Source organism: Shewanella sp. 492 (assembly GCF_059338445.1).
On record NZ_CM181702.1, the window covers coordinates 150,161 to 166,646 of the forward strand.

General features: G+C 45.3%; 30 protein-coding genes. 29 read left to right on the forward strand and 1 reads right to left on the reverse strand.

All coding sequences use genetic code 11. The annotated features are described in order from the left end of the window. Positions 1-51 precede the first annotated feature (51 nt). From tuf to rplQ, 29 genes are all read left to right on the forward strand, one after another. The gene (gene tuf / locus AC5YBX_RS00690; RefSeq protein ID WP_494520352.1) at positions 52-1,236 is read left to right on the forward strand and encodes an elongation factor Tu; all 1,185 of its coding nucleotides are present in this window, start codon (positions 52-54) and stop codon (positions 1,234-1,236) included. A gap of 364 nt (positions 1,237-1,600) precedes the next feature. Further along, a complete protein-coding gene (gene rpsJ, locus AC5YBX_RS00695) occupies positions 1,601-1,912 on the forward strand; it encodes a 30S ribosomal protein S10 (RefSeq protein WP_011070616.1) in 312 nt (103 codons plus the stop codon). Positions 1,913-1,939: 27 nt separating this feature from the next. Next, positions 1,940-2,578, forward strand: a complete 639-nt coding sequence (gene rplC / locus AC5YBX_RS00700) for a 50S ribosomal protein L3 (RefSeq protein WP_110456984.1) — start codon at positions 1,940-1,942, stop codon at positions 2,576-2,578. 16 nt (positions 2,579-2,594) lie between these two features. After that, entirely contained in the window at positions 2,595-3,200 is a 606-nt protein-coding gene (gene rplD / locus AC5YBX_RS00705; protein ID WP_110456983.1) for a 50S ribosomal protein L4, read from the forward strand. Then, positions 3,197-3,496 (forward strand): 50S ribosomal protein L23, encoded by a 300-nt coding sequence (gene rplW / locus AC5YBX_RS00710; protein WP_011863968.1) that lies wholly within the window; start codon positions 3,197-3,199, stop codon positions 3,494-3,496. The genes rplD and rplW overlap by 4 nt, the downstream gene beginning before the upstream one ends. A 16-nt stretch (positions 3,497-3,512) precedes the next feature. Continuing rightward, positions 3,513-4,340 (forward strand): 50S ribosomal protein L2, encoded by an 828-nt coding sequence (gene rplB / locus AC5YBX_RS00715; protein WP_028764679.1) that lies wholly within the window; start codon positions 3,513-3,515, stop codon positions 4,338-4,340. An 11-nt stretch (positions 4,341-4,351) separates the two neighbouring features. Beyond that, entirely contained in the window at positions 4,352-4,630 is a 279-nt protein-coding gene (gene rpsS, locus AC5YBX_RS00720; protein WP_006083596.1) for a 30S ribosomal protein S19, read from the forward strand. A gap of 15 nt (positions 4,631-4,645) precedes the next feature. Beyond that, complete coding sequence (rplV, locus tag AC5YBX_RS00725) at positions 4,646-4,978, forward strand: 50S ribosomal protein L22 (RefSeq protein WP_011863971.1); 333 nt, start codon at positions 4,646-4,648, stop codon at positions 4,976-4,978. Positions 4,979-4,987: 9 nt separating this feature from the next. Beyond that, positions 4,988-5,677: a 30S ribosomal protein S3 gene (gene rpsC / locus AC5YBX_RS00730; RefSeq protein WP_110456982.1), complete on the forward strand. Its 690-nt coding sequence runs from the start codon at positions 4,988-4,990 to the stop codon at positions 5,675-5,677. An 11-nt stretch (positions 5,678-5,688) separates the two neighbouring features. Next, on the forward strand, positions 5,689-6,099 hold the full coding sequence (rplP, locus tag AC5YBX_RS00735; protein ID WP_494520351.1) for a 50S ribosomal protein L16: 411 nt from the start codon (positions 5,689-5,691) through the stop codon (positions 6,097-6,099). Further along, positions 6,099-6,290: a 50S ribosomal protein L29 gene (gene rpmC, locus AC5YBX_RS00740; protein WP_011863974.1), complete on the forward strand. Its 192-nt coding sequence runs from the start codon at positions 6,099-6,101 to the stop codon at positions 6,288-6,290. Before rplP ends, rpmC begins: the two co-directional genes overlap by 1 nt. Continuing rightward, complete coding sequence (gene rpsQ, locus AC5YBX_RS00745; protein ID WP_110456980.1) at positions 6,290-6,538, forward strand: 30S ribosomal protein S17; 249 nt, start codon at positions 6,290-6,292, stop codon at positions 6,536-6,538. Before rpmC ends, rpsQ begins: the two co-directional genes overlap by 1 nt. 179 nt (positions 6,539-6,717) lie before the next feature. Next, positions 6,718-7,086 (forward strand): 50S ribosomal protein L14, encoded by a 369-nt coding sequence (rplN, locus tag AC5YBX_RS00750; protein WP_011863976.1) that lies wholly within the window; start codon positions 6,718-6,720, stop codon positions 7,084-7,086. 11 nt (positions 7,087-7,097) lie between these two features. Next, the gene (gene rplX / locus AC5YBX_RS00755; RefSeq protein WP_475515507.1) at positions 7,098-7,412 is read left to right on the forward strand and encodes a 50S ribosomal protein L24; all 315 of its coding nucleotides are present in this window, start codon (positions 7,098-7,100) and stop codon (positions 7,410-7,412) included. 12 nt (positions 7,413-7,424) lie between these two features. Next, positions 7,425-7,964, forward strand: coding sequence for a 50S ribosomal protein L5 (rplE, locus tag AC5YBX_RS00760; RefSeq protein WP_110456978.1), 540 nt, complete (start codon positions 7,425-7,427; stop codon positions 7,962-7,964). A 10-nt stretch (positions 7,965-7,974) separates the two neighbouring features. Then, positions 7,975-8,280, forward strand: coding sequence for a 30S ribosomal protein S14 (rpsN, locus tag AC5YBX_RS00765; RefSeq protein ID WP_110456977.1), 306 nt, complete (start codon positions 7,975-7,977; stop codon positions 8,278-8,280). 23 nt (positions 8,281-8,303) lie between these two features. Next, a complete protein-coding gene (gene rpsH / locus AC5YBX_RS00770; protein WP_110456976.1) occupies positions 8,304-8,696 on the forward strand; it encodes a 30S ribosomal protein S8 in 393 nt (130 codons plus the stop codon). A gap of 10 nt (positions 8,697-8,706) precedes the next feature. Then, complete coding sequence (rplF, locus tag AC5YBX_RS00775; RefSeq protein WP_494520350.1) at positions 8,707-9,237, forward strand: 50S ribosomal protein L6; 531 nt, start codon at positions 8,707-8,709, stop codon at positions 9,235-9,237. Positions 9,238-9,247: 10 nt separating this feature from the next. Next, complete coding sequence (gene rplR, locus AC5YBX_RS00780; protein ID WP_028764670.1) at positions 9,248-9,598, forward strand: 50S ribosomal protein L18; 351 nt, start codon at positions 9,248-9,250, stop codon at positions 9,596-9,598. Between the two features lie 13 nt (positions 9,599-9,611). After that, positions 9,612-10,118, forward strand: coding sequence for a 30S ribosomal protein S5 (rpsE, locus tag AC5YBX_RS00785; protein WP_028764669.1), 507 nt, complete (start codon positions 9,612-9,614; stop codon positions 10,116-10,118). Positions 10,119-10,123: 5 nt separating this feature from the next. Beyond that, entirely contained in the window at positions 10,124-10,309 is a 186-nt protein-coding gene (rpmD, locus tag AC5YBX_RS00790) for a 50S ribosomal protein L30 (RefSeq protein WP_028764668.1), read from the forward strand. Between the two features lies 1 nt (position 10,310). Then, positions 10,311-10,745: a 50S ribosomal protein L15 gene (rplO, locus tag AC5YBX_RS00795; RefSeq protein WP_110456973.1), complete on the forward strand. Its 435-nt coding sequence runs from the start codon at positions 10,311-10,313 to the stop codon at positions 10,743-10,745. Between the two features lie 7 nt (positions 10,746-10,752). Beyond that, on the forward strand, positions 10,753-12,093 hold the full coding sequence (gene secY / locus AC5YBX_RS00800) for a preprotein translocase subunit SecY (RefSeq protein ID WP_028764666.1): 1,341 nt from the start codon (positions 10,753-10,755) through the stop codon (positions 12,091-12,093). A gap of 21 nt (positions 12,094-12,114) precedes the next feature. Next, positions 12,115-12,228 carry a 50S ribosomal protein L36 gene (gene rpmJ, locus AC5YBX_RS00805; RefSeq protein WP_006083579.1) on the forward strand — a complete coding sequence of 38 codons (114 nt, stop codon included), beginning with the start codon at positions 12,115-12,117 and terminating at the stop codon, positions 12,226-12,228. A gap of 116 nt (positions 12,229-12,344) precedes the next feature. Continuing rightward, positions 12,345-12,701 (forward strand): 30S ribosomal protein S13, encoded by a 357-nt coding sequence (rpsM, locus tag AC5YBX_RS00810; RefSeq protein WP_494520349.1) that lies wholly within the window; start codon positions 12,345-12,347, stop codon positions 12,699-12,701. Positions 12,702-12,718: 17 nt separating this feature from the next. Further along, positions 12,719-13,111: a 30S ribosomal protein S11 gene (gene rpsK, locus AC5YBX_RS00815; RefSeq protein WP_011863988.1), complete on the forward strand. Its 393-nt coding sequence runs from the start codon at positions 12,719-12,721 to the stop codon at positions 13,109-13,111. A gap of 35 nt (positions 13,112-13,146) precedes the next feature. Next, the gene (rpsD, locus tag AC5YBX_RS00820; protein WP_110456970.1) at positions 13,147-13,767 is read left to right on the forward strand and encodes a 30S ribosomal protein S4; all 621 of its coding nucleotides are present in this window, start codon (positions 13,147-13,149) and stop codon (positions 13,765-13,767) included. 24 nt (positions 13,768-13,791) lie between these two features. Beyond that, on the forward strand, positions 13,792-14,781 hold the full coding sequence (locus tag AC5YBX_RS00825; protein WP_011863990.1) for a DNA-directed RNA polymerase subunit alpha: 990 nt from the start codon (positions 13,792-13,794) through the stop codon (positions 14,779-14,781). Positions 14,782-14,820: 39 nt separating this feature from the next. Then, positions 14,821-15,213, forward strand: coding sequence for a 50S ribosomal protein L17 (rplQ, locus tag AC5YBX_RS00830; RefSeq protein WP_220062695.1), 393 nt, complete (start codon positions 14,821-14,823; stop codon positions 15,211-15,213). Between the two features lie 744 nt (positions 15,214-15,957). Here the strand turns inward: rplQ and AC5YBX_RS00835 are convergent. Continuing rightward, on the reverse strand, positions 15,958-16,293 hold the full coding sequence (locus tag AC5YBX_RS00835; protein WP_494520348.1) for a hypothetical protein: 336 nt from the start codon (positions 16,291-16,293) through the stop codon (positions 15,958-15,960). Positions 16,294-16,486 lie beyond the last annotated feature (193 nt).

Below are 16,486 nucleotides of genomic sequence, written 5' to 3' on the forward strand. Positions count from 1 at the left end.
ATGCTATTGCTCAGCAACGCTGGGCATTTTCTGAAAAGAAAGGAATATATCGTGGCTAAAGAAAAATTTGAACGTAGTAAACCCCATGTTAACGTTGGCACCATCGGTCACGTTGACCATGGTAAAACTACTCTTACTGCAGCAATCTCTGCTGTATTAACTAAGACATACGGCGGTGAAGCTCGTAACTTCGCACAAATCGATAACGCTCCAGAAGAGCGTGAGCGCGGTATTACAATTAATACTTCTCACATCGAATATGACACTCCATCACGTCACTACGCACACGTAGACTGCCCAGGTCACGCGGATTATGTTAAAAACATGATCACTGGTGCTGCCCAAATGGACGGCGCGATCCTAGTAGTAGCTTCTACAGATGGTCCAATGCCACAGACTCGTGAGCACATCCTGCTTTCACGTCAGGTTGGCGTACCTTTCATCATCGTATTCATGAACAAGTGTGACATGGTTGATGACGAAGAGCTTCTAGAGCTAGTAGAAATGGAAGTTCGTGAACTTCTATCTGAATATGACTTCCCAGGTGATGACCTACCAGTTATCCAAGGTTCTGCGCTTAAAGCCCTAGAAGGCGAGCCAGAGTGGGAAGCTAAGATCATTGAGCTTGCAGAAGCACTAGATACTTATATTCCAGAGCCAGAGCGTGCAATTGACGGTGCATTCATTCTTCCAATCGAAGACGTATTCTCAATTGCTGGCCGTGGTACTGTTGTAACTGGTCGTGTAGAGCGCGGTGTCATCAAAGTAGGTGAAGAAGTAGAAATCGTTGGTATTCGCGATACTACTAAGACCACTTGTACTGGTGTTGAAATGTTCCGTAAACTGCTTGACGAAGGTCGTGCAGGCGAGAACTGTGGTGTACTACTACGTGGTACTAAGCGTGACGAAGTTGAGCGTGGTCAAGTATTGGCTAAGCCTGGTTCAATCACTCCACACACAACATTCCAGTCAGAAATCTATGTTCTGTCAAAAGAAGAAGGCGGACGTCACACTCCATTCTTCAAAGGTTACCGTCCACAGTTCTACTTCCGTACAACAGACGTAACCGGTACTATCGAGTTGCCAGAAGGCGTAGAGATGGTAATGCCTGGTGATAACGTACAGATGACAGTAACACTAATCTGCCCAATCGCGATGGACGAAGGTTTACGCTTCGCAATCCGTGAAGGTGGCCGTACAGTTGGTGCTGGTGTTGTAGCTAAGATCATTGCTTAATCGCAAAGTGTCTTAACACAATACTGAAAAAGGCAGCTTAGGCTGCCTTTTTTATTGGTAATTTTGTATAGATACAAAGACTAGCTTTCTGGATGTGGATGGGTATAATAACGGCCACGTTTGAGAGTTACTGCCAATGTGGTGTTAATTCATTCAACGGGGTTGATCTCTATGTGCAGATCAGTATAATACCCCCTCTCGCCTTAACCATTAGGCGGGTAAATTGTCGGTTCTAGAAGCCGACGTAAAATAATACAGCGACTCCGATTTGGAGTCGAACGGTTAAATCATCTCGCTCTGCTTTTCCAGTAAGGAAGAAGCTAGAGGGTGATTTTTTATGTGTCCATTTTAGGAGCTCTGGTCAATGCAGAACCAAAGAATCCGTATCCGCTTAAAAGGATTTGATCATCGTCTGATCGATCAGTCTACTGCGGAAATCGTTGAAACTGCTAAGCGCACAGGCGCCCAGGTACGTGGTCCAATTCCACTACCAACGCGCAAAGAGCGTTATACCGTTTTGATCTCTCCACACGTTAATAAAGATGCGCGTGATCAGTACGAACTTCGTACTCATAAGCGTCTTGTTGACATCGTAGAGCCGACTGAGAAGACTGTAGATGCATTGATGCGTCTAGATCTTGCGGCAGGTGTTGACGTTCAAATTAGCTTAGGTTAATTGAGATCCTTAGAAGAGGTTTGAGAGATGGCTATCGGTCTTATCGGTCGTAAAGTAGGTATGACTCGCATCTTCACTGAAGATGGTGCGTCAATACCTGTAACAGTAATTGAAATTGCAGCTAACCGCGTTGCTCAAGTGAAAACTTTAGAAACAGACGGCTACCGTGCACTTCAAGTTACTACTGGTACCAAAAAAGCTAATCGCATCACTAAACCAGAAGCAGGTCACTTTGCTAAGGCAGGCGTTGAAGCCGGTCGTGGTTTGTGGGAAGTGCGTTTGGCAGATGGTGAAGGCGAAGGCATTGAAGTTGGTGCCGAGCTTAATGTTGATATCTTCGCTGACGTAGCGAAAGTTGATGTTACTGGTCAATCAAAAGGTAAAGGTTTCCAAGGCGGTATTAAGCGTTGGAATTTCCGTACCCAAGATGCAACACATGGTAACTCATTGGCACATAGAGCTAACGGTTCTATCGGTCAAAACCAAACACCTGGTCGCGTTTTCAAAGGTAAGAAAATGTCAGGCCACATGGGTGCCGAGCGTGTTACTACTCAAAATCTAGACGTTGTACGTGTAGATGTTGAACGTAACTTGCTATTGGTTAAGGGTGCAGTTCCAGGCGCTACTAATGGCGACCTGATCATCAAGCCTGCCGTTAAAGCTTAGGTCTGAGGAGATAGTAATGGAATTGGTATTGAAAGACGCACAGAGTGCTCTTGAAGTTTCCGAAACTACCTTCGGCCGTGACTTTAATGAAGCACTGGTTCATCAGGTAGTTGTAGCATACGCTGCAAACGCGCGTCAGGGCACTCGTGCTCAAAAGACTCGCGCAGAAGTAACTGGCTCTGGCAAAAAGCCATGGCGCCAAAAAGGTACAGGCCGTGCACGTGCCGGTACCGTTAAAGGTCCAATCTGGCGTGGCGGTGGCGTAACATTCGCTGCTAAAGCACAAGATCACAGCCAAAAAGTTAACAAGAAGATGTACCGCGGAGCGCTTAAGAGCATTCTGTCTGAATTAGTACGTCAAGATCGCCTTGTTGTCGTTGAGTCATTTGGTGTTGAAGCTCCTAAAACTAAAGAGCTGAAAGCTAAATTGGCAGAAATGAACCTGGAAGACGTTTTAATTGTTACTCCAGAAATTGACGAGAACTTGTTCTTAGCTGCACGCAACCTATACAAAGTTGACGTTCGTGACGTTGCTGGTATCGACCCAGTTAGCCTAATCGCGTTCAACAAAGTACTAGTTACTGCCGATGCTATTAAGCAAATCGAGGAGATGCTGGGATGATAAGCGAAGAACGTTTGCTAAAAGTTATTCTAGCGCCACACATCTCTGAAAAGAGTACTGTATGCGCTGAAAATAACAACACGGTTGTTTTCCGTGTGGCTATCGATGCGACTAAAGCTGAAGTTAAAGCTGCAGTAGCTAAGTTGTTCGAAGTTGAAGTAGATTCAGTTCGCACTTTGGTTAACAAAGGTAAAACTAAGCGTCACGGTGCCCGTACTGGCCGTCGTAGCGATTGGAAAAAAGCCTATGTGACTTTAGCTGCTGGTGCTGATATCGATTTCGTCGGCGCTGAGTAAGCAAAGGAGAATTATCATGGCAGTTATTAAGTGTAAGCCAACCTCTGCTGGTCGTCGCCACGTAGTTAAAGTGGTAAACAGCGATCTGCACAAGGGTAAACCTTTTGCTGGCTTGTTGGCGAAAAAGTCTAAAAGTGGTGGCCGTAACAATACTGGTCGCATCACTGTTCGTCACGTAGGTGGTGGACATAAGCAGCATTACCGTATTGTTGACTTCAAGCGCAACAAAGACGGTATCCCTGCAAAAGTTGAACGTTTGGAATATGATCCAAACCGTACAGCTAACATCGCACTTGTTTTGTATGCTGATGGTGAGCGTCGTTATATCCTTGCTGCTAAAGGCATGCAAGCTGGAGATAAGATCCAGTCAGGTATCGATGCAGAAATCAAAGCGGGTAACGCTTTGCCATTACGCAACATCCCAGTAGGTAGTGTTGTTCACGCAGTCGAAATGAAGCCTGGTAAAGGTGCTCAAATCGCTCGTTCAGCAGGTACTTATGTGCAAGTTGTTGCTCGTGATGGCGCTTACGCTACTCTACGTCTTCGCTCTGGCGAAATGCGTAAAGTACCTGTAGATTGCCGCGCGACATTAGGTGAAGTTGGTAATGCCGAACACATGCTACGCCAGTTAGGTAAAGCAGGTGCTAAGCGCTGGAGAGGCGTACGCCCAACAGTGCGTGGTGTTGCAATGAACCCTGTAGACCATCCACATGGTGGTGGTGAAGGCCGTACTTCTGGTGGCCGTCATCCGGTTTCTCCATGGGGTGTCCCAACTAAGGGTTATAAGACCCGTAGTAATAAACGCACCGACAAGTACATTGTACGTCGTCGTAACAAAAAGTAAGAGGATTCGCCATGCCACGTTCTCTCAAGAAAGGTCCATTCATTGACCTACACTTGCTGAAGAAGGTAGAGAAAGCGATGGAAGCGGGTGACAAAAAGCCTATTAAGACTTGGTCTCGCCGCTCTATGATCATCCCTAACATGATTGGGTTGACCATCGCTGTCCATAATGGTCGTCAGCACGTACCTGTGTTCGTAACTGACGAAATGATCGGCCACAAGCTTGGTGAATTTTCACCAACTCGCACTTATCGCGGCCATGCTGCTGATAAGAAAGCGAAGAAGCGTTAATACGGGAGACTCAAGATGGAAGTTTTAGCTAAACATCGTTTTGCCCGTACGTCGCCTCAAAAGTGTCGTTTGGTTGCAGATCAAATCCGTGGACTGCCTGTTGCTAAGGCTCTCGAAATTTTAACTTTCAGCCCTAAGAAAGCAGCTGTACTTGTCAAAAAAGTACTTGATTCTGCTATCGCTAATGCTGAGCACAATGAAGGTGCTGACATTGACGAGCTGAAAGTTGGAAAAGTCTTTGTAGACGAAGGTCCAACAATGAAGCGTATCATGCCACGTGCTAAAGGCCGTGCTGATCGTATAATCAAGCGTACCAGCCACATCACTGTGGTTGTATCAGATCGCTAGGAGTTAGCAATGGGACAGAAAGTACATCCTAATGGTATCCGTCTGGGTATCACTAAGCCTTGGATCTCGACTTGGTACGCTGATAAATCAGATTATGCCAATAACTTGAGCAGCGACTGGGAAGTGCGTAAGTTTCTAGAAAAGAAACTTAAGCAAGCCTCAGTTTCTAAGATTGTTATCGAGCGTCCAGCTAAGAGTGTTCGTGTTACTATTCACACTGCCCGTCCAGGTGTTGTGATTGGTAAGAAAGGCGAAGACGTTGAAAAACTACGCAACGAAGTTGCCAAGTTGACTGGTATTCCAGCTCAAATCAACATCGCTGAGATCCGTAAGCCTGAGCTAGATGCGAAGCTTGTTGCCGAAGGCATCGCTTCACAGCTAGAGCGTCGTGTTATGTTCCGTCGTGCGATGAAGCGCGCAGTACAAAATGCAATGCGTCTTGGTGCCAAAGGTATCAAAGTTGAAGTGAGCGGCCGTCTAGGCGGTGCTGAGATTGCGCGTTCGGAGTGGTATCGTGAAGGTCGTGTGCCTCTACATACACTGCGTGCTGATATCGACTACTCTACTGCAGAAAGTCACACTCAATACGGTGTGATCGGCGTTAAAGTTTGGGTCTTCAAAGGTGAAGTCCTAGATGGCGTTGTTCCTGCGCATGAAGAGCCGAAACAGCAGCCGAAGCGTAAGCCTCGCGGTAAATAGGAGAGCTGGCAATGCTGCAACCAAAACGAATGAAGTTTCGTAAAATGTTCAAAGGCCGTAACCGCGGTCTAGCGAACGGCACTGAAGTTAGCTTCGGTGAATTCGGTCTGAAAGCTGTTGGACGTGGTCGTCTTACTGCTCGTCAAATCGAATCTGCGCGTCGTGCGATGACACGTCACATTAAACGTCAAGGTCAAATTTGGATTCGCGTTTTCCCTGACAAGCCAATTACCTCTAAGCCTCTTGAAGTGCGTATGGGTAAAGGTAAGGGTAACGTTGAATACTGGGTTTGCCAGATTCAACCTGGTAAGGTTCTTTACGAGATGAATGGTGTATCTGAAGTTCTAGCGCGTGAAGCGTTTGCTTTAGCTGCGGCCAAGCTTCCGATTAAGACTACCTTCGTAACTAAGACGGTGATGTAATGAAAGCGAGCGAACTAACACAGAAGAGCGTTGAAGAATTGAACGCTGAACTGCTTGGTCTGCTGCGTGAGCAGTTTAATCTGCGTATGCAACACGCCACTGGTCAGTTGACTCAAACTCATCAGCTTAAAATCGTGCGTCGTAACATTGCGCGCGTTAAGACCATTATTACTTCTAAGGCGGGTGCATAATGACTGATAAAATCCGTACTATGCAGGGTCGAGTAATTAGCAACAAGATGGACAAGTCTATCACTGTCGCTATTGAGCGTATGGTTAAACATCCTTTATATGGGAAGTTTATCAAGCGTACTACTAAGATTCATGCACATGACGAAACAAATCAGTGTAATGCTGGCGATATCGTGACTATTCGCGAATGCCGTCCGCTGTCTAAGACTAAGTCTTGGACTCTGGTTGAAGTAGTAACGAAAGCCTAATTTATTTAGGTATTAGTGAAACGGCTCCTTCAACTGGGGCCGTTTTTATTTTTAGTACTATCTATTCCTATTTTTGGGTGTTATACTTGCGCGCCTTTTTAGACAATAATGTCGTCTAAATTGGTTAAAATATGCCCCAAATGTGGGATTTGTGAAGTAACGATAGCGGAGCACTTAAAATGATCCAAATGCAATCGACTCTAGAAGTCGCCTGTAATAGCGGCGCTCGTAGAGTTCAGTGTATTAAGGTCTTGGGTGGCTCTCATCGTCGTTATGCCGGTATCGGCGACGTCATCAAGGTTTCTGTAAAAGAAGCAATTCCTCGCGGTAAAGCGAAGAAAGGTGATGTGTATAACGCGGTGGTAGTCCGTACTAAGAAAGGCGTTCGTCGTCCAGATGGTTCTGTCATTCGCTTCGATCGGAATGCAGCGGTATTGCTTAACGCAAACCTAGCACCGATTGGTACTCGTATCTTTGGACCAGTGACGCGTGAATTGCGTACCGAACAATTTATGAAAATTGTTTCTCTGGCACCAGAAGTACTGTAAGGAGCTTCAAAATGGCAGCTAAAATCCGTCGTGAAGACGAAGTAATTGTACTAGCAGGTAAAGACAAGGGTAAACGCGGTAAGGTTTCTCGAGTTTTGCCAACTGGTAAATTAATTGTAGAAGGCATCAATCTTGTCAAGAAGCACCAGAAGCCTAACCCACAAATGGGTGTGACTGGTGGTATTGTTGAGAAAGAAGCACCAATACAAGCATCAAATGTAGCGATTTTCAACTCTGCCACTGGCAAAGCTGATCGCGTTGGTTTCCGATTTGAAGACGGTCAAAAAGTCCGTTTCTTTAAGTCGAACAGTGAACTCGTTAAGTAATTGGAGTAAACGATGGCGAAACTGCATGATAAATATAAAGAGACTGTTGTCGCTGAACTTGCAAAGAAGTTCGGTTATACCAGTGTCATGCAAGTCCCTCGGATTGAGAAAATCACCCTTAATATGGGTGTTGGCGAAGCTGTAGCAGATAAGAAAGTTATGGAGCATGCGCTTCGTGACATGACTGCTATTGCTGGTCAAAAGCCAGTAGTAACTGTTGCTCGTAAATCAGTTGCTGGTTTTAAAATCCGTGATGGCTACCCGATCGGCTGTAAGGTAACTCTGCGTGGCGAACGCATGTGGGAGTTCCTTGAGCGTTTAGTTGATATCGCAATCCCGCGTATCCGTGACTTCCGTGGTTTGAGCGCTAAGTCGTTCGACGGACGCGGTAACTACGCAATGGGTGTACGTGAGCAAATTATCTTCCCGGAAATCGAGTACGATAAAATCGATAAAATCCGTGGTATGGATATTGTTATCACTACTACTGCGAAGAATGACGAAGAAGGCCGTGCTTTACTAGACGCCTTTAACTTCCCATTCAAGAAATAAGGGTAGCGAAATGGCAAAAAGTTCAATGAAAGCACGTGAAGCAAAACGTGCCAAGCTCGTGGCTAAGTATGCTGAACAGCGTCTAGCTCTTAAGGCTATCATTAGCAGTCCAACTACTTCTGATGAAGATCGTTGGGATGCAGTTCTTAAGCTGCAAGGCCTACCACGTGACTCAAGTTCTGCGCGTCAGCGCAATCGTTGTAGTCAAACTGGTCGCCCACATGGTTTCCTACGCAAGTTCGGCTTAAGCCGTATTAAATTGCGTGAAGCTACCATGCGTGGTGAAGTTCCTGGCCTGCGTAAGGCCAGCTGGTAATACTTGTCACGGAGTAAGCTAATATGAGCATGCAAGATCCAATTGCGGATATGTTAACTCGCATTCGTAACGGCCAAGCTGCTAACAAAGTATCAGTATCTATGCCTTCTAATAAGCTAAAAGTTGCTATTGCACAGACGCTTAAAGAAGAAGGTTATATTGCTGACTACGCCGTAGCAGGCGAAGCTAAGCCGGTTTTAGAAATCACTTTAAAGTATTTCCAAGGCCAACCAGTCGTTGAGACTATCCAGCGCGTAAGTCGTCCTGGTCTTCGTATTTACAAAGGTAAAAACGAACTTCCAAAGGTGATGGGCGGACTGGGTGTCGCAATCGTGTCCACTTCTAAAGGTTTGATGACTGATCGTACTGCCCGCCAAAATGGCATGGGTGGGGAAGTTATCTGCTACGTAGCATAAGGAGCTAGCAATGTCTCGTGTCGCAAAAGCACCAGTCGCTATTCCTGCAGGCGTAGAAGTGACTTTAAACGAACAAACTATCACCGTAAAAGGTTCTAAAGGTAGTTTGACTCGAGTAATTAACGCTGATGTTTCTGTTGTTGTAGAAAACAATGAAGTTAAGTGTTCACCAGTTGAAGGCGCTAAAACCGCTGCACAAGCTGGTACTGCTCGAGCTCTAATCAACAACATGGTTGTTGGTGTTCACGAAGGATTCGAAAGAAAACTGACTCTAGTAGGTGTTGGTTACCGTGCAAAAATTGCTGGTAACGGTATCGACTTGACTCTAGGTTTCTCTCACCCTCTAGTACACCAGCTTCCTGACGGCGTAACTGCAGAGTGCCCAAGTCAAACTGAAATCGTACTGAAAGGTACTGATAAGCAGTTGATTGGCCAAGTTGCTGCAGAGATTCGTGGCTACCGTCCACCAGAACCTTATAAAGGTAAAGGTGTTCGTTATGCTGATGAACAAGTACGCCGTAAAGAGGCTAAGAAGAAGTAGGTAACGCGATATGGATAAGAAAACATCTCGCTTACGCCGCGCTACTCGCGCCCGTAAGAAGATCCAAGAGCTGGGCGTTAACCGTCTGGTTGTACATCGTACACCACGTCACACGTACGCACAGGTTATTGATGCCAACGCGCAAGTTGTGGCGGCAGCTTCTACTGCTGAGAAAGCGGTATCAGAGCAGCTTAAATACACAGGTAACGTTGATGCAGCAAAAGTAGTGGGTAAAACCGTTGCAGAGCGTGCTATCGAAAAAGGCGTAACTGTAGTTGCATTCGATCGTTCCGGCTTTAAGTATCACGGACGCGTTGCTGCATTAGCAGACGCAGCTCGTGAAGCTGGCCTACAGTTCTAAGGAATGATTAAAAATGGCTAAATTTGAAGCTCAACAACAAAAAGATGATCTGCAAGAGAAATTGGTTGCAGTAAATCGTGTTTCTAAAGTAGTTAAAGGCGGACGTATCTTTAGCTTCACTGCACTAACTGTAGTGGGTGATGGTAACGGTAAAGTCGGCTATGGCTATGGTAAAGCGCGTGAAGTACCTGCAGCAATTCAGAAAGCAATGGAAAAGGCTCGCCGTAACATTGTTTCTGTTGAACTTGTAAATGGTACTTTGCACCACCCTGTTAAGGGCCGTCACACTGGTTCGCGTGTTTACATGCAACCAGCTTCTGAAGGTACTGGTATTATTGCCGGTGGTGCTATGCGCGCCGTATTGGAAGTAGCAGGCGTTCATAACGTTCTGTCAAAAGCATACGGTTCTACTAACCCGATCAACATCGTTCGCGCAACTGTAGATGCGTTGGTGCACATGAAGTCACCAGCTCAAATCGCAGCCAAGCGTGGCCTGAATGTTGATGAAATTCGAGGTTAAGCACCATGGCTACTAAAACTTTAAAAGTGACTCAGACTAAAAGTTCAATTGGACGTTTGCCAAAGCATCGTGCCACTTTGACTGGTCTAGGTCTACGCCGTATTAATCACACTGTTGAAGTTGAAGATACTCCTTCAATTCGCGGTATGATTAACAAGGTTTACTACATGGTTTCGGTGGAGGAAGTATAAGATGCGTCTAAATACTCTATCACCTGCTGCAGGTGCTAAATCAGCAGCTAAGCGTGTAGGTCGCGGTATCGGTTCTGGCTTAGGTAAGACTGCTGGTCGCGGTCACAAAGGTCAGAAGTCTCGTTCAGGCGGCGGCGTTCGCGTCGGTTTCGAAGGTGGTCAAATGCCACTTAAGATTCGTTTGCCGAAGTTTGGTTTCACCTCGCGTAAAGCGTTGGTTTCTGCCGAAATTCGTATCAGCGAACTAGCTAAAGTTAACGGTGATGTTGTCGACTTGAATGCACTGAAAGATGCGAATCTCGTTACTCGCAACATACAGTTTGCTAAAGTCGTTCTTTCAGGTACCATTGAACGCCCTGTGACCGTTAAAGGTCTTAAGGTAACTAAAGGTGCTCGTGCAGCTATTGAAGCTGCCGGCGGAAAGATCGAGGAATAATACGTCGATGGCAAAACCAGGACTTGATTTAAAAAGCGCGAAAGGTGGATTTTCTGAATTGAAGACTCGCCTCCTGTTCGTGATTGGTGCGATTATCGTCTTTAGAGCCGGTTCGTTCGTACCAATTCCTGGTATTGACGCAGCTGTATTAGCAGAGCTGTTTAATCAGCAGAAGGGGACCATCCTAGGCATGTTTAACATGTTCTCTGGTGGTGCCCTTGAACGTGCTTCTATCTTTGCATTAGGTATCATGCCGTACATTTCGGCATCGATTATCATGCAACTATTGACTGTTGTACATCCAGCACTTGCCGAACTCAAAAAGGAAGGCGAATCTGGGCGTAAAAAGATCAGTCAATATACACGATATGGCACCTTGGTCTTGGGTACATTCCAAGCAATCGGTATCGCAACAGGGTTACCAAACTTAGTCCCAGGTTTAGTTGTAAATCTTGGCTTTGGTTTCTACTTTGTTGCAGTTGTAAGCTTAGTGACAGGAACAATGTTCCTAATGTGGCTAGGTGAACAAATTACTGAAAGAGGCATAGGTAACGGTATCTCGATTCTTATTTTCGCAGGTATTGTTGCTGGTCTACCATCTGCTATCGGCCAAACGGCTGAGCAGGCGCGTCAAGGCGACTTGAACGTACTAGTATTATTGTTGATTGCGGTAATTGTATTTGCTGTAACCTATTTTGTTGTGTTTGTTGAGCGTGGACAACGTCGTATCGTTGTTAACTATGCTAAGCGTCAGCAGGGCCGTAAGGTGTTTGCCGCGCAGAGTACTCACTTACCGCTTAAGGTTAATATGGCGGGTGTGATTCCACCAATTTTTGCGTCAAGCATCATATTGTTCCCAGGCACACTGGCTCAGTGGTTTGGACAAAATGAAGGTTTGTCTTGGTTAAGTGATTTTTCACTTGCTGTATCACCAGGTCAGCCGCTTTACTCATTATTATACGCAACAGCAATTATCTTCTTCTGTTTCTTCTATACTGCGTTGGTGTTTAACCCACGAGAAACTGCGGATAACTTGAAGAAGAGTGGTGCGTTTATTCCCGGGATCCGTCCTGGAGAACAGACTTCGCGTTATATAGATAAAGTAATGACTCGCCTAACATTAGCTGGCGCATTATATATTACCTTTATCTGTTTAATTCCGGAGTTCATGTTAATTGCGTGGAAGGTACAGTTCTATTTTGGCGGTACCTCACTACTAATTATGGTAGTCGTGATCATGGACTTCATGGCTCAGGTTCAGACCCATATGATGTCTCATCAGTATGAGTCTGTGATGAAGAAAGCTAACCTAGTTAACAAAGCGAACTTAGATCGCTTTGGACGCTAAGTAGCTTTACGGAGTGATGAAATGAAAGTTCGAGCTTCCGTGAAGAAGATCTGCCGTAACTGCAAGATCGTCAAGCGTAGCGGCGTTGTACGCGTTATCTGTGTTGAACCAAAACACAAACAGCGTCAAGGCTAAAAACTTTTGACCAGCTCAAATATTGAGCTGGTCAAAATATTATTTGCAAAATCGTCATCTGTCGAGTATCCTACCGGGCTTTTCACAGATGGCCTTTAACTTATGAGGAGTGCATAGTGGCCCGTATCGCTGGCATTAACATTCCTGATCAAAAGCATACAGTCATTGCATTGACTGCTATCTATGGTATTGGACTTACTCGCGCACAACAAATCTGCGCGGCGACTTCAATTGCTGAAGATGCTAAGATCAAGGAATTGAGCGAAGCTCAAATAGACACACTACGCGAAGAAGTTGCTAAATACATTGTAGAAGGTGACTTACGTCGTGAAGTATCCATGAACATCAAGCGTCTAATGGACCTTGGTTGTTATCGTGGTCTTCGCCACCGTCGTAGCCTGCCCCTTCGTGGGCAACGTACTAAGACCAATGCGCGTACGCGTAAGGGTCCACGTAAGCCAATTAGAAAGTAACGGGAAGGTAAACCAATATGGCTAAAGTTCCGTCACGTTCAACGCGCAAGCGCGTACGTAAACAGGTTGCTGATGGCATGGCTCATATCCATGCATCTTTCAACAACACAATTATTACCATTACAGATCGTCAAGGTAATGCACTATCTTGGGCAACATCTGGTGGTTCAGGTTTCCGTGGTTCACGTAAATCTACCCCGTTTGCTGCACAGGTTGCTGCTGAGCGTGCAGGTGTCGCTGCTCAGGACTACGGTGTTAAAAACCTTGAAGTTTTTGTGAAGGGTCCAGGTCCAGGTCGTGAATCAGCTATTCGAGCGCTGAACGCGGTTGGTTATAAAATAACCAACATTACCGATGTGACGCCGATCCCTCATAATGGTTGTCGTCCTCCTAAGAAGCGTCGCGTTTAATCGCCCGTTTTTAATAGGATAGTTGGAGAAAGAACATGGCAAGATACTTGGGTCCAAAGCTCAAGCTCAGCCGCCGAGAAGGTACAGACCTTTTCTTAAAAAGCGGTGTGAGAGCAATTGATTCGAAGTGTAAGCTTGAAGCTGCACCTGGACAACACGGCGCTCGTAAGGCTCGTTTGTCTGAGTATGGCGTTCAGTTACGCGAAAAACAAAAAGTTCGTCGTACTTATGGTGTGCTTGAAAAGCAATTCCGTAACTACTACAAAGATGCTGCACGTATAAAAGGCAACACAGGTGAAAACCTACTGACCCTTTTGGAAACTCGTTTAGATAACGTTGTTTATCGTATGGGTTTCGGTGCTACACGTGCTGAATCACGTCAGCTAGTTAGCCATAAGTCAATTATGGTCAACGGCCGCGTTGTTAACATTCCATCATTTAAAGTGTCTGCGAATGATGTAATTAGCGTTCGTGAGAAGTCTCAGAAGCAAGCTCGTATTAAAGCTGCTTTAGAAGTTGCTGCTCAGCGCGAAAAGCCAACATGGGTTGAAGTAGATACTACTAAGATGGAAGGTGCTTTTAAGCGTCTACCGGAGCGTAGCGATTTATCTGCTGAAATTAACGAACAGCTGATCGTCGAGCTTTACTCTAAGTAAAGCTAATAAACAAGAGAGGACACAATGCAGGGTTCTGTTACAGAATTTCTTAAACCGCGTCTCGTTGATATCGAGCAGGTTAACCCAACACGTGCCAAGGTTACACTCGAACCGCTTGAGCGTGGTTTTGGTCATACTTTAGGTAACGCGTTGCGTCGTATCCTATTGTCGTCTATGCCCGGCTGCGCGGTTACCGAAGTCGAGATTGATGGTGTACTGCACGAATACAGCAGCAAGGAAGGCGTACAAGAGGATATCCTAGAGATCCTATTAAACCTTAAAGGTTTAGCAGTGGTTATCGAGGGTAAAGACGAGGCTATGCTTACTTTAAGCAAGTCAGGCGCAGGCCCTGTTACCGCAGCAGATATCACGCACGATGGTGATGTTACTATTATGAATCCTGATCATGTTATCTGTCATTTGACTGGTAACAACGATATCAGCATGCGTATCCGTGTTGAGCGTGGTCGCGGTTATGTTCCAGCTTCGGCTAGAGCACAAACCGAAGACGACGATCGCCCAATCGGTCGCTTGTTAGTGGATTCATCTTTCTCACCTGTCGCGCGTATTGCTTACAATGTTGAAGCAGCACGTGTTGAACAGCGTACTGACTTAGACAAACTCGTTATTGATATGACCACTAATGGTACTATCGATCCTGAGGAAGCAATTCGTCGTTCTGCGACCATCTTAGCCGAACAGCTAGATGCGTTTGTTGAACTACGTGATGTCACTGAGCCAGAGCAGAAAGAAGAGAAACCAGAGTTCGACCCAATTCTGTTGCGTCCTGTCGACGATCTAGAGCTAACTGTACGTTCGGCTAACTGTTTGAAAGCCGAAGCGATTCATTACATCGGAGATCTGGTACAGCGTACTGAGGTTGAGCTACTTAAAACTCCTAACTTGGGTAAGAAATCTCTTACTGAAATTAAGGATGTGTTGGCTTCTCGCGGACTATCATTAGGTATGCGTCTAGAAAACTGGCCTCCAGCTAGTTTAGCAGACGACCTATAAGTCTACGTTTGTACAGATTTAGGTAATAAGGATTAGGTCATGCGCCATCGTAAGAGTGGTCGTCAACTAAACCGTAACAGCAGTCATCGCCAAGCTATGTTTCGCAACATGGCAAGCTCATTAGTCCGTCACGAAGTGATTAAGACTACTGTAGCTAAAGCGAAAGAACTGCGTCGCGTAGTTGAACCTCTAATAACACTTGCTAAGAGTGATAGCGTTGCAAATCGTCGTTTGGCGTTTGCTCGTACTCGCGACGCTGAAGTCGTTGGTAAGTTATTCAATGAGTTGGGTCCACGCTACCAGGAACGTCCTGGTGGATATACCCGTATCCTAAAGTGCGGTCTACGTACTGGTGATAAAGCGCCTATGGCGTATATTGAACTAGTAGGTCGTCCAGAAGCTGCTGAAGCTGTTGAAGACGCTGCTGAGTAACACTTGGATTAATTGTTAAAAAGCCGGGCTAATGCCCGGCTTTTTTATGTCAAAAATTTATACGATCCTAGATATCCGCTTTCGTTTTCCAGTCATTAGGCGGGTTAGCCTTGTTATTTATCAATATTGGTTTTATTTTTACTAGTCAATGACTTCACAGTTATATGATTTCAATCCCGTGATAATACCAACCTGAAGATAGTGTTGAATAACTATTAGGCTAGGGAGGGGGGACTGTGATGACTTGGTTGCAGTAATACTAATGCCAGATAAATAAGAGTTAAGTGGTGCAAGCTTCAAGTCGATATTCATGCGTGGCAGTATCGGTATGAATTCAAGCTATATCCGTATTAGCCGGTTAATCAACCCAGCGAGCTTCCTTTTTAAGGTTTTCTGGCAAAGATAAATGCCATTTCTTCATTCCCGAACGACTAAATATAAATTGACCTTGGCGATCGCTGACATAAGGAAGATCACTTGGGCTGGTTCCTAAGAGTATTTGTGTAATGAGTCTCCTTGCAAGTTTTTCATGTTCATTTCCATTAAGTATGTAACCACCGATATTGGCATATTTATTGACACTAAATTCCCAAAACCCAAAATGTGGAATAGGCGAATGAGCAGCTGTCCAAGCTAGTATTTTGTCTGCGTTGCTATTTTGGCCAAATTATTGGTCAAGGTGTGATAGAGGGCGATGAACAGTGCATCATAGCCATCATTCTTGGCGTTACTGACAGTCTGTTTTCAATGAATCTCGTTGGTAACGAAGGCTGAATCTAACTGAATATTGCCAATCATAATCGTTTGTTTATTGTGGTTGATGGGATCCAAGGCTGCTATTGAGGTTGGGCTGGTATCCGATAAGATGAGTAATTTTTTCTCTTTTTTATCGGGGAGTAGCAAATCAACAAACAATAAGGAACGCTTGAATAATGGATGCTCTAATACTCCAGTAAAGTTTTTATAACCGTGGAGTTGGTATTCTCTTGGGTTAGCATTTAACCCAAGAAATACCAAAGGTGTTCTGGTTTCACTCAGTCGCTTGCTAAGCAATGAAATTGCAATATCGTCGGCAAGCACTACCAAGTCAGGCTTGGTCGATAGATAGAGCTTCCAGGCTTTGTCTGATTGTGCTGAATAGGTTGCGGGGGGAGTACGTTTAGCATCTAGATAGAAGTCAGTTATATGGTCATTTTTGTTTAGTCGCTCTTAATACCCATGCTGTAATTGCTTGTCCAAAGGTTACTCCTATGATAACGGTGGATGAGCATGA

Excerpts from the sequence above, each read along its gene's own strand:
- rpsJ (WP_011070616.1), top strand. The coding sequence starts at position 1,601 with ATGCAGAACCAAAGAATCCGTATCCGCTTAAAAGGATTTGATCATCGT.
- rplC (WP_110456984.1), top strand. The coding sequence starts at position 1,940 with ATGGCTATCGGTCTTATCGGTCGTAAAGTAGGTATGACTCGCATCTTC.
- rplD (WP_110456983.1), top strand. The coding sequence starts at position 2,595 with ATGGAATTGGTATTGAAAGACGCACAGAGTGCTCTTGAAGTTTCCGAA.
- rplW (WP_011863968.1), top strand. The coding sequence starts at position 3,197 with ATGATAAGCGAAGAACGTTTGCTAAAAGTTATTCTAGCGCCACACATC.
- rplB (WP_028764679.1), top strand. The coding sequence starts at position 3,513 with ATGGCAGTTATTAAGTGTAAGCCAACCTCTGCTGGTCGTCGCCACGTA.
- rpsS (WP_006083596.1), top strand. The coding sequence starts at position 4,352 with ATGCCACGTTCTCTCAAGAAAGGTCCATTCATTGACCTACACTTGCTG.
- rplV (WP_011863971.1), top strand. The coding sequence starts at position 4,646 with ATGGAAGTTTTAGCTAAACATCGTTTTGCCCGTACGTCGCCTCAAAAG.
- rpsC (WP_110456982.1), top strand. The coding sequence starts at position 4,988 with ATGGGACAGAAAGTACATCCTAATGGTATCCGTCTGGGTATCACTAAG.
- rplP (WP_494520351.1), top strand. The coding sequence starts at position 5,689 with ATGCTGCAACCAAAACGAATGAAGTTTCGTAAAATGTTCAAAGGCCGT.
- rpmC (WP_011863974.1), top strand. The coding sequence starts at position 6,099 with ATGAAAGCGAGCGAACTAACACAGAAGAGCGTTGAAGAATTGAACGCT.
- rpsQ (WP_110456980.1), top strand. The coding sequence starts at position 6,290 with ATGACTGATAAAATCCGTACTATGCAGGGTCGAGTAATTAGCAACAAG.
- rplN (WP_011863976.1), top strand. The coding sequence starts at position 6,718 with ATGATCCAAATGCAATCGACTCTAGAAGTCGCCTGTAATAGCGGCGCT.
- rplX (WP_475515507.1), top strand. The coding sequence starts at position 7,098 with ATGGCAGCTAAAATCCGTCGTGAAGACGAAGTAATTGTACTAGCAGGT.
- rplE (WP_110456978.1), top strand. The coding sequence starts at position 7,425 with ATGGCGAAACTGCATGATAAATATAAAGAGACTGTTGTCGCTGAACTT.
- rpsN (WP_110456977.1), top strand. The coding sequence starts at position 7,975 with ATGGCAAAAAGTTCAATGAAAGCACGTGAAGCAAAACGTGCCAAGCTC.
- rpsH (WP_110456976.1), top strand. The coding sequence starts at position 8,304 with ATGAGCATGCAAGATCCAATTGCGGATATGTTAACTCGCATTCGTAAC.
- rplF (WP_494520350.1), top strand. The coding sequence starts at position 8,707 with ATGTCTCGTGTCGCAAAAGCACCAGTCGCTATTCCTGCAGGCGTAGAA.
- rplR (WP_028764670.1), top strand. The coding sequence starts at position 9,248 with ATGGATAAGAAAACATCTCGCTTACGCCGCGCTACTCGCGCCCGTAAG.
- rpsE (WP_028764669.1), top strand. The coding sequence starts at position 9,612 with ATGGCTAAATTTGAAGCTCAACAACAAAAAGATGATCTGCAAGAGAAA.
- rpmD (WP_028764668.1), top strand. The coding sequence starts at position 10,124 with ATGGCTACTAAAACTTTAAAAGTGACTCAGACTAAAAGTTCAATTGGA.
- rplO (WP_110456973.1), top strand. The coding sequence starts at position 10,311 with ATGCGTCTAAATACTCTATCACCTGCTGCAGGTGCTAAATCAGCAGCT.
- secY (WP_028764666.1), top strand. The coding sequence starts at position 10,753 with ATGGCAAAACCAGGACTTGATTTAAAAAGCGCGAAAGGTGGATTTTCT.
- rpmJ (WP_006083579.1), top strand. The coding sequence starts at position 12,115 with ATGAAAGTTCGAGCTTCCGTGAAGAAGATCTGCCGTAACTGCAAGATC.
- rpsK (WP_011863988.1), top strand. The coding sequence starts at position 12,719 with ATGGCTAAAGTTCCGTCACGTTCAACGCGCAAGCGCGTACGTAAACAG.
- rpsD (WP_110456970.1), top strand. The coding sequence starts at position 13,147 with ATGGCAAGATACTTGGGTCCAAAGCTCAAGCTCAGCCGCCGAGAAGGT.
- AC5YBX_RS00825 (WP_011863990.1), top strand. The coding sequence starts at position 13,792 with ATGCAGGGTTCTGTTACAGAATTTCTTAAACCGCGTCTCGTTGATATC.
- rplQ (WP_220062695.1), top strand. The coding sequence starts at position 14,821 with ATGCGCCATCGTAAGAGTGGTCGTCAACTAAACCGTAACAGCAGTCAT.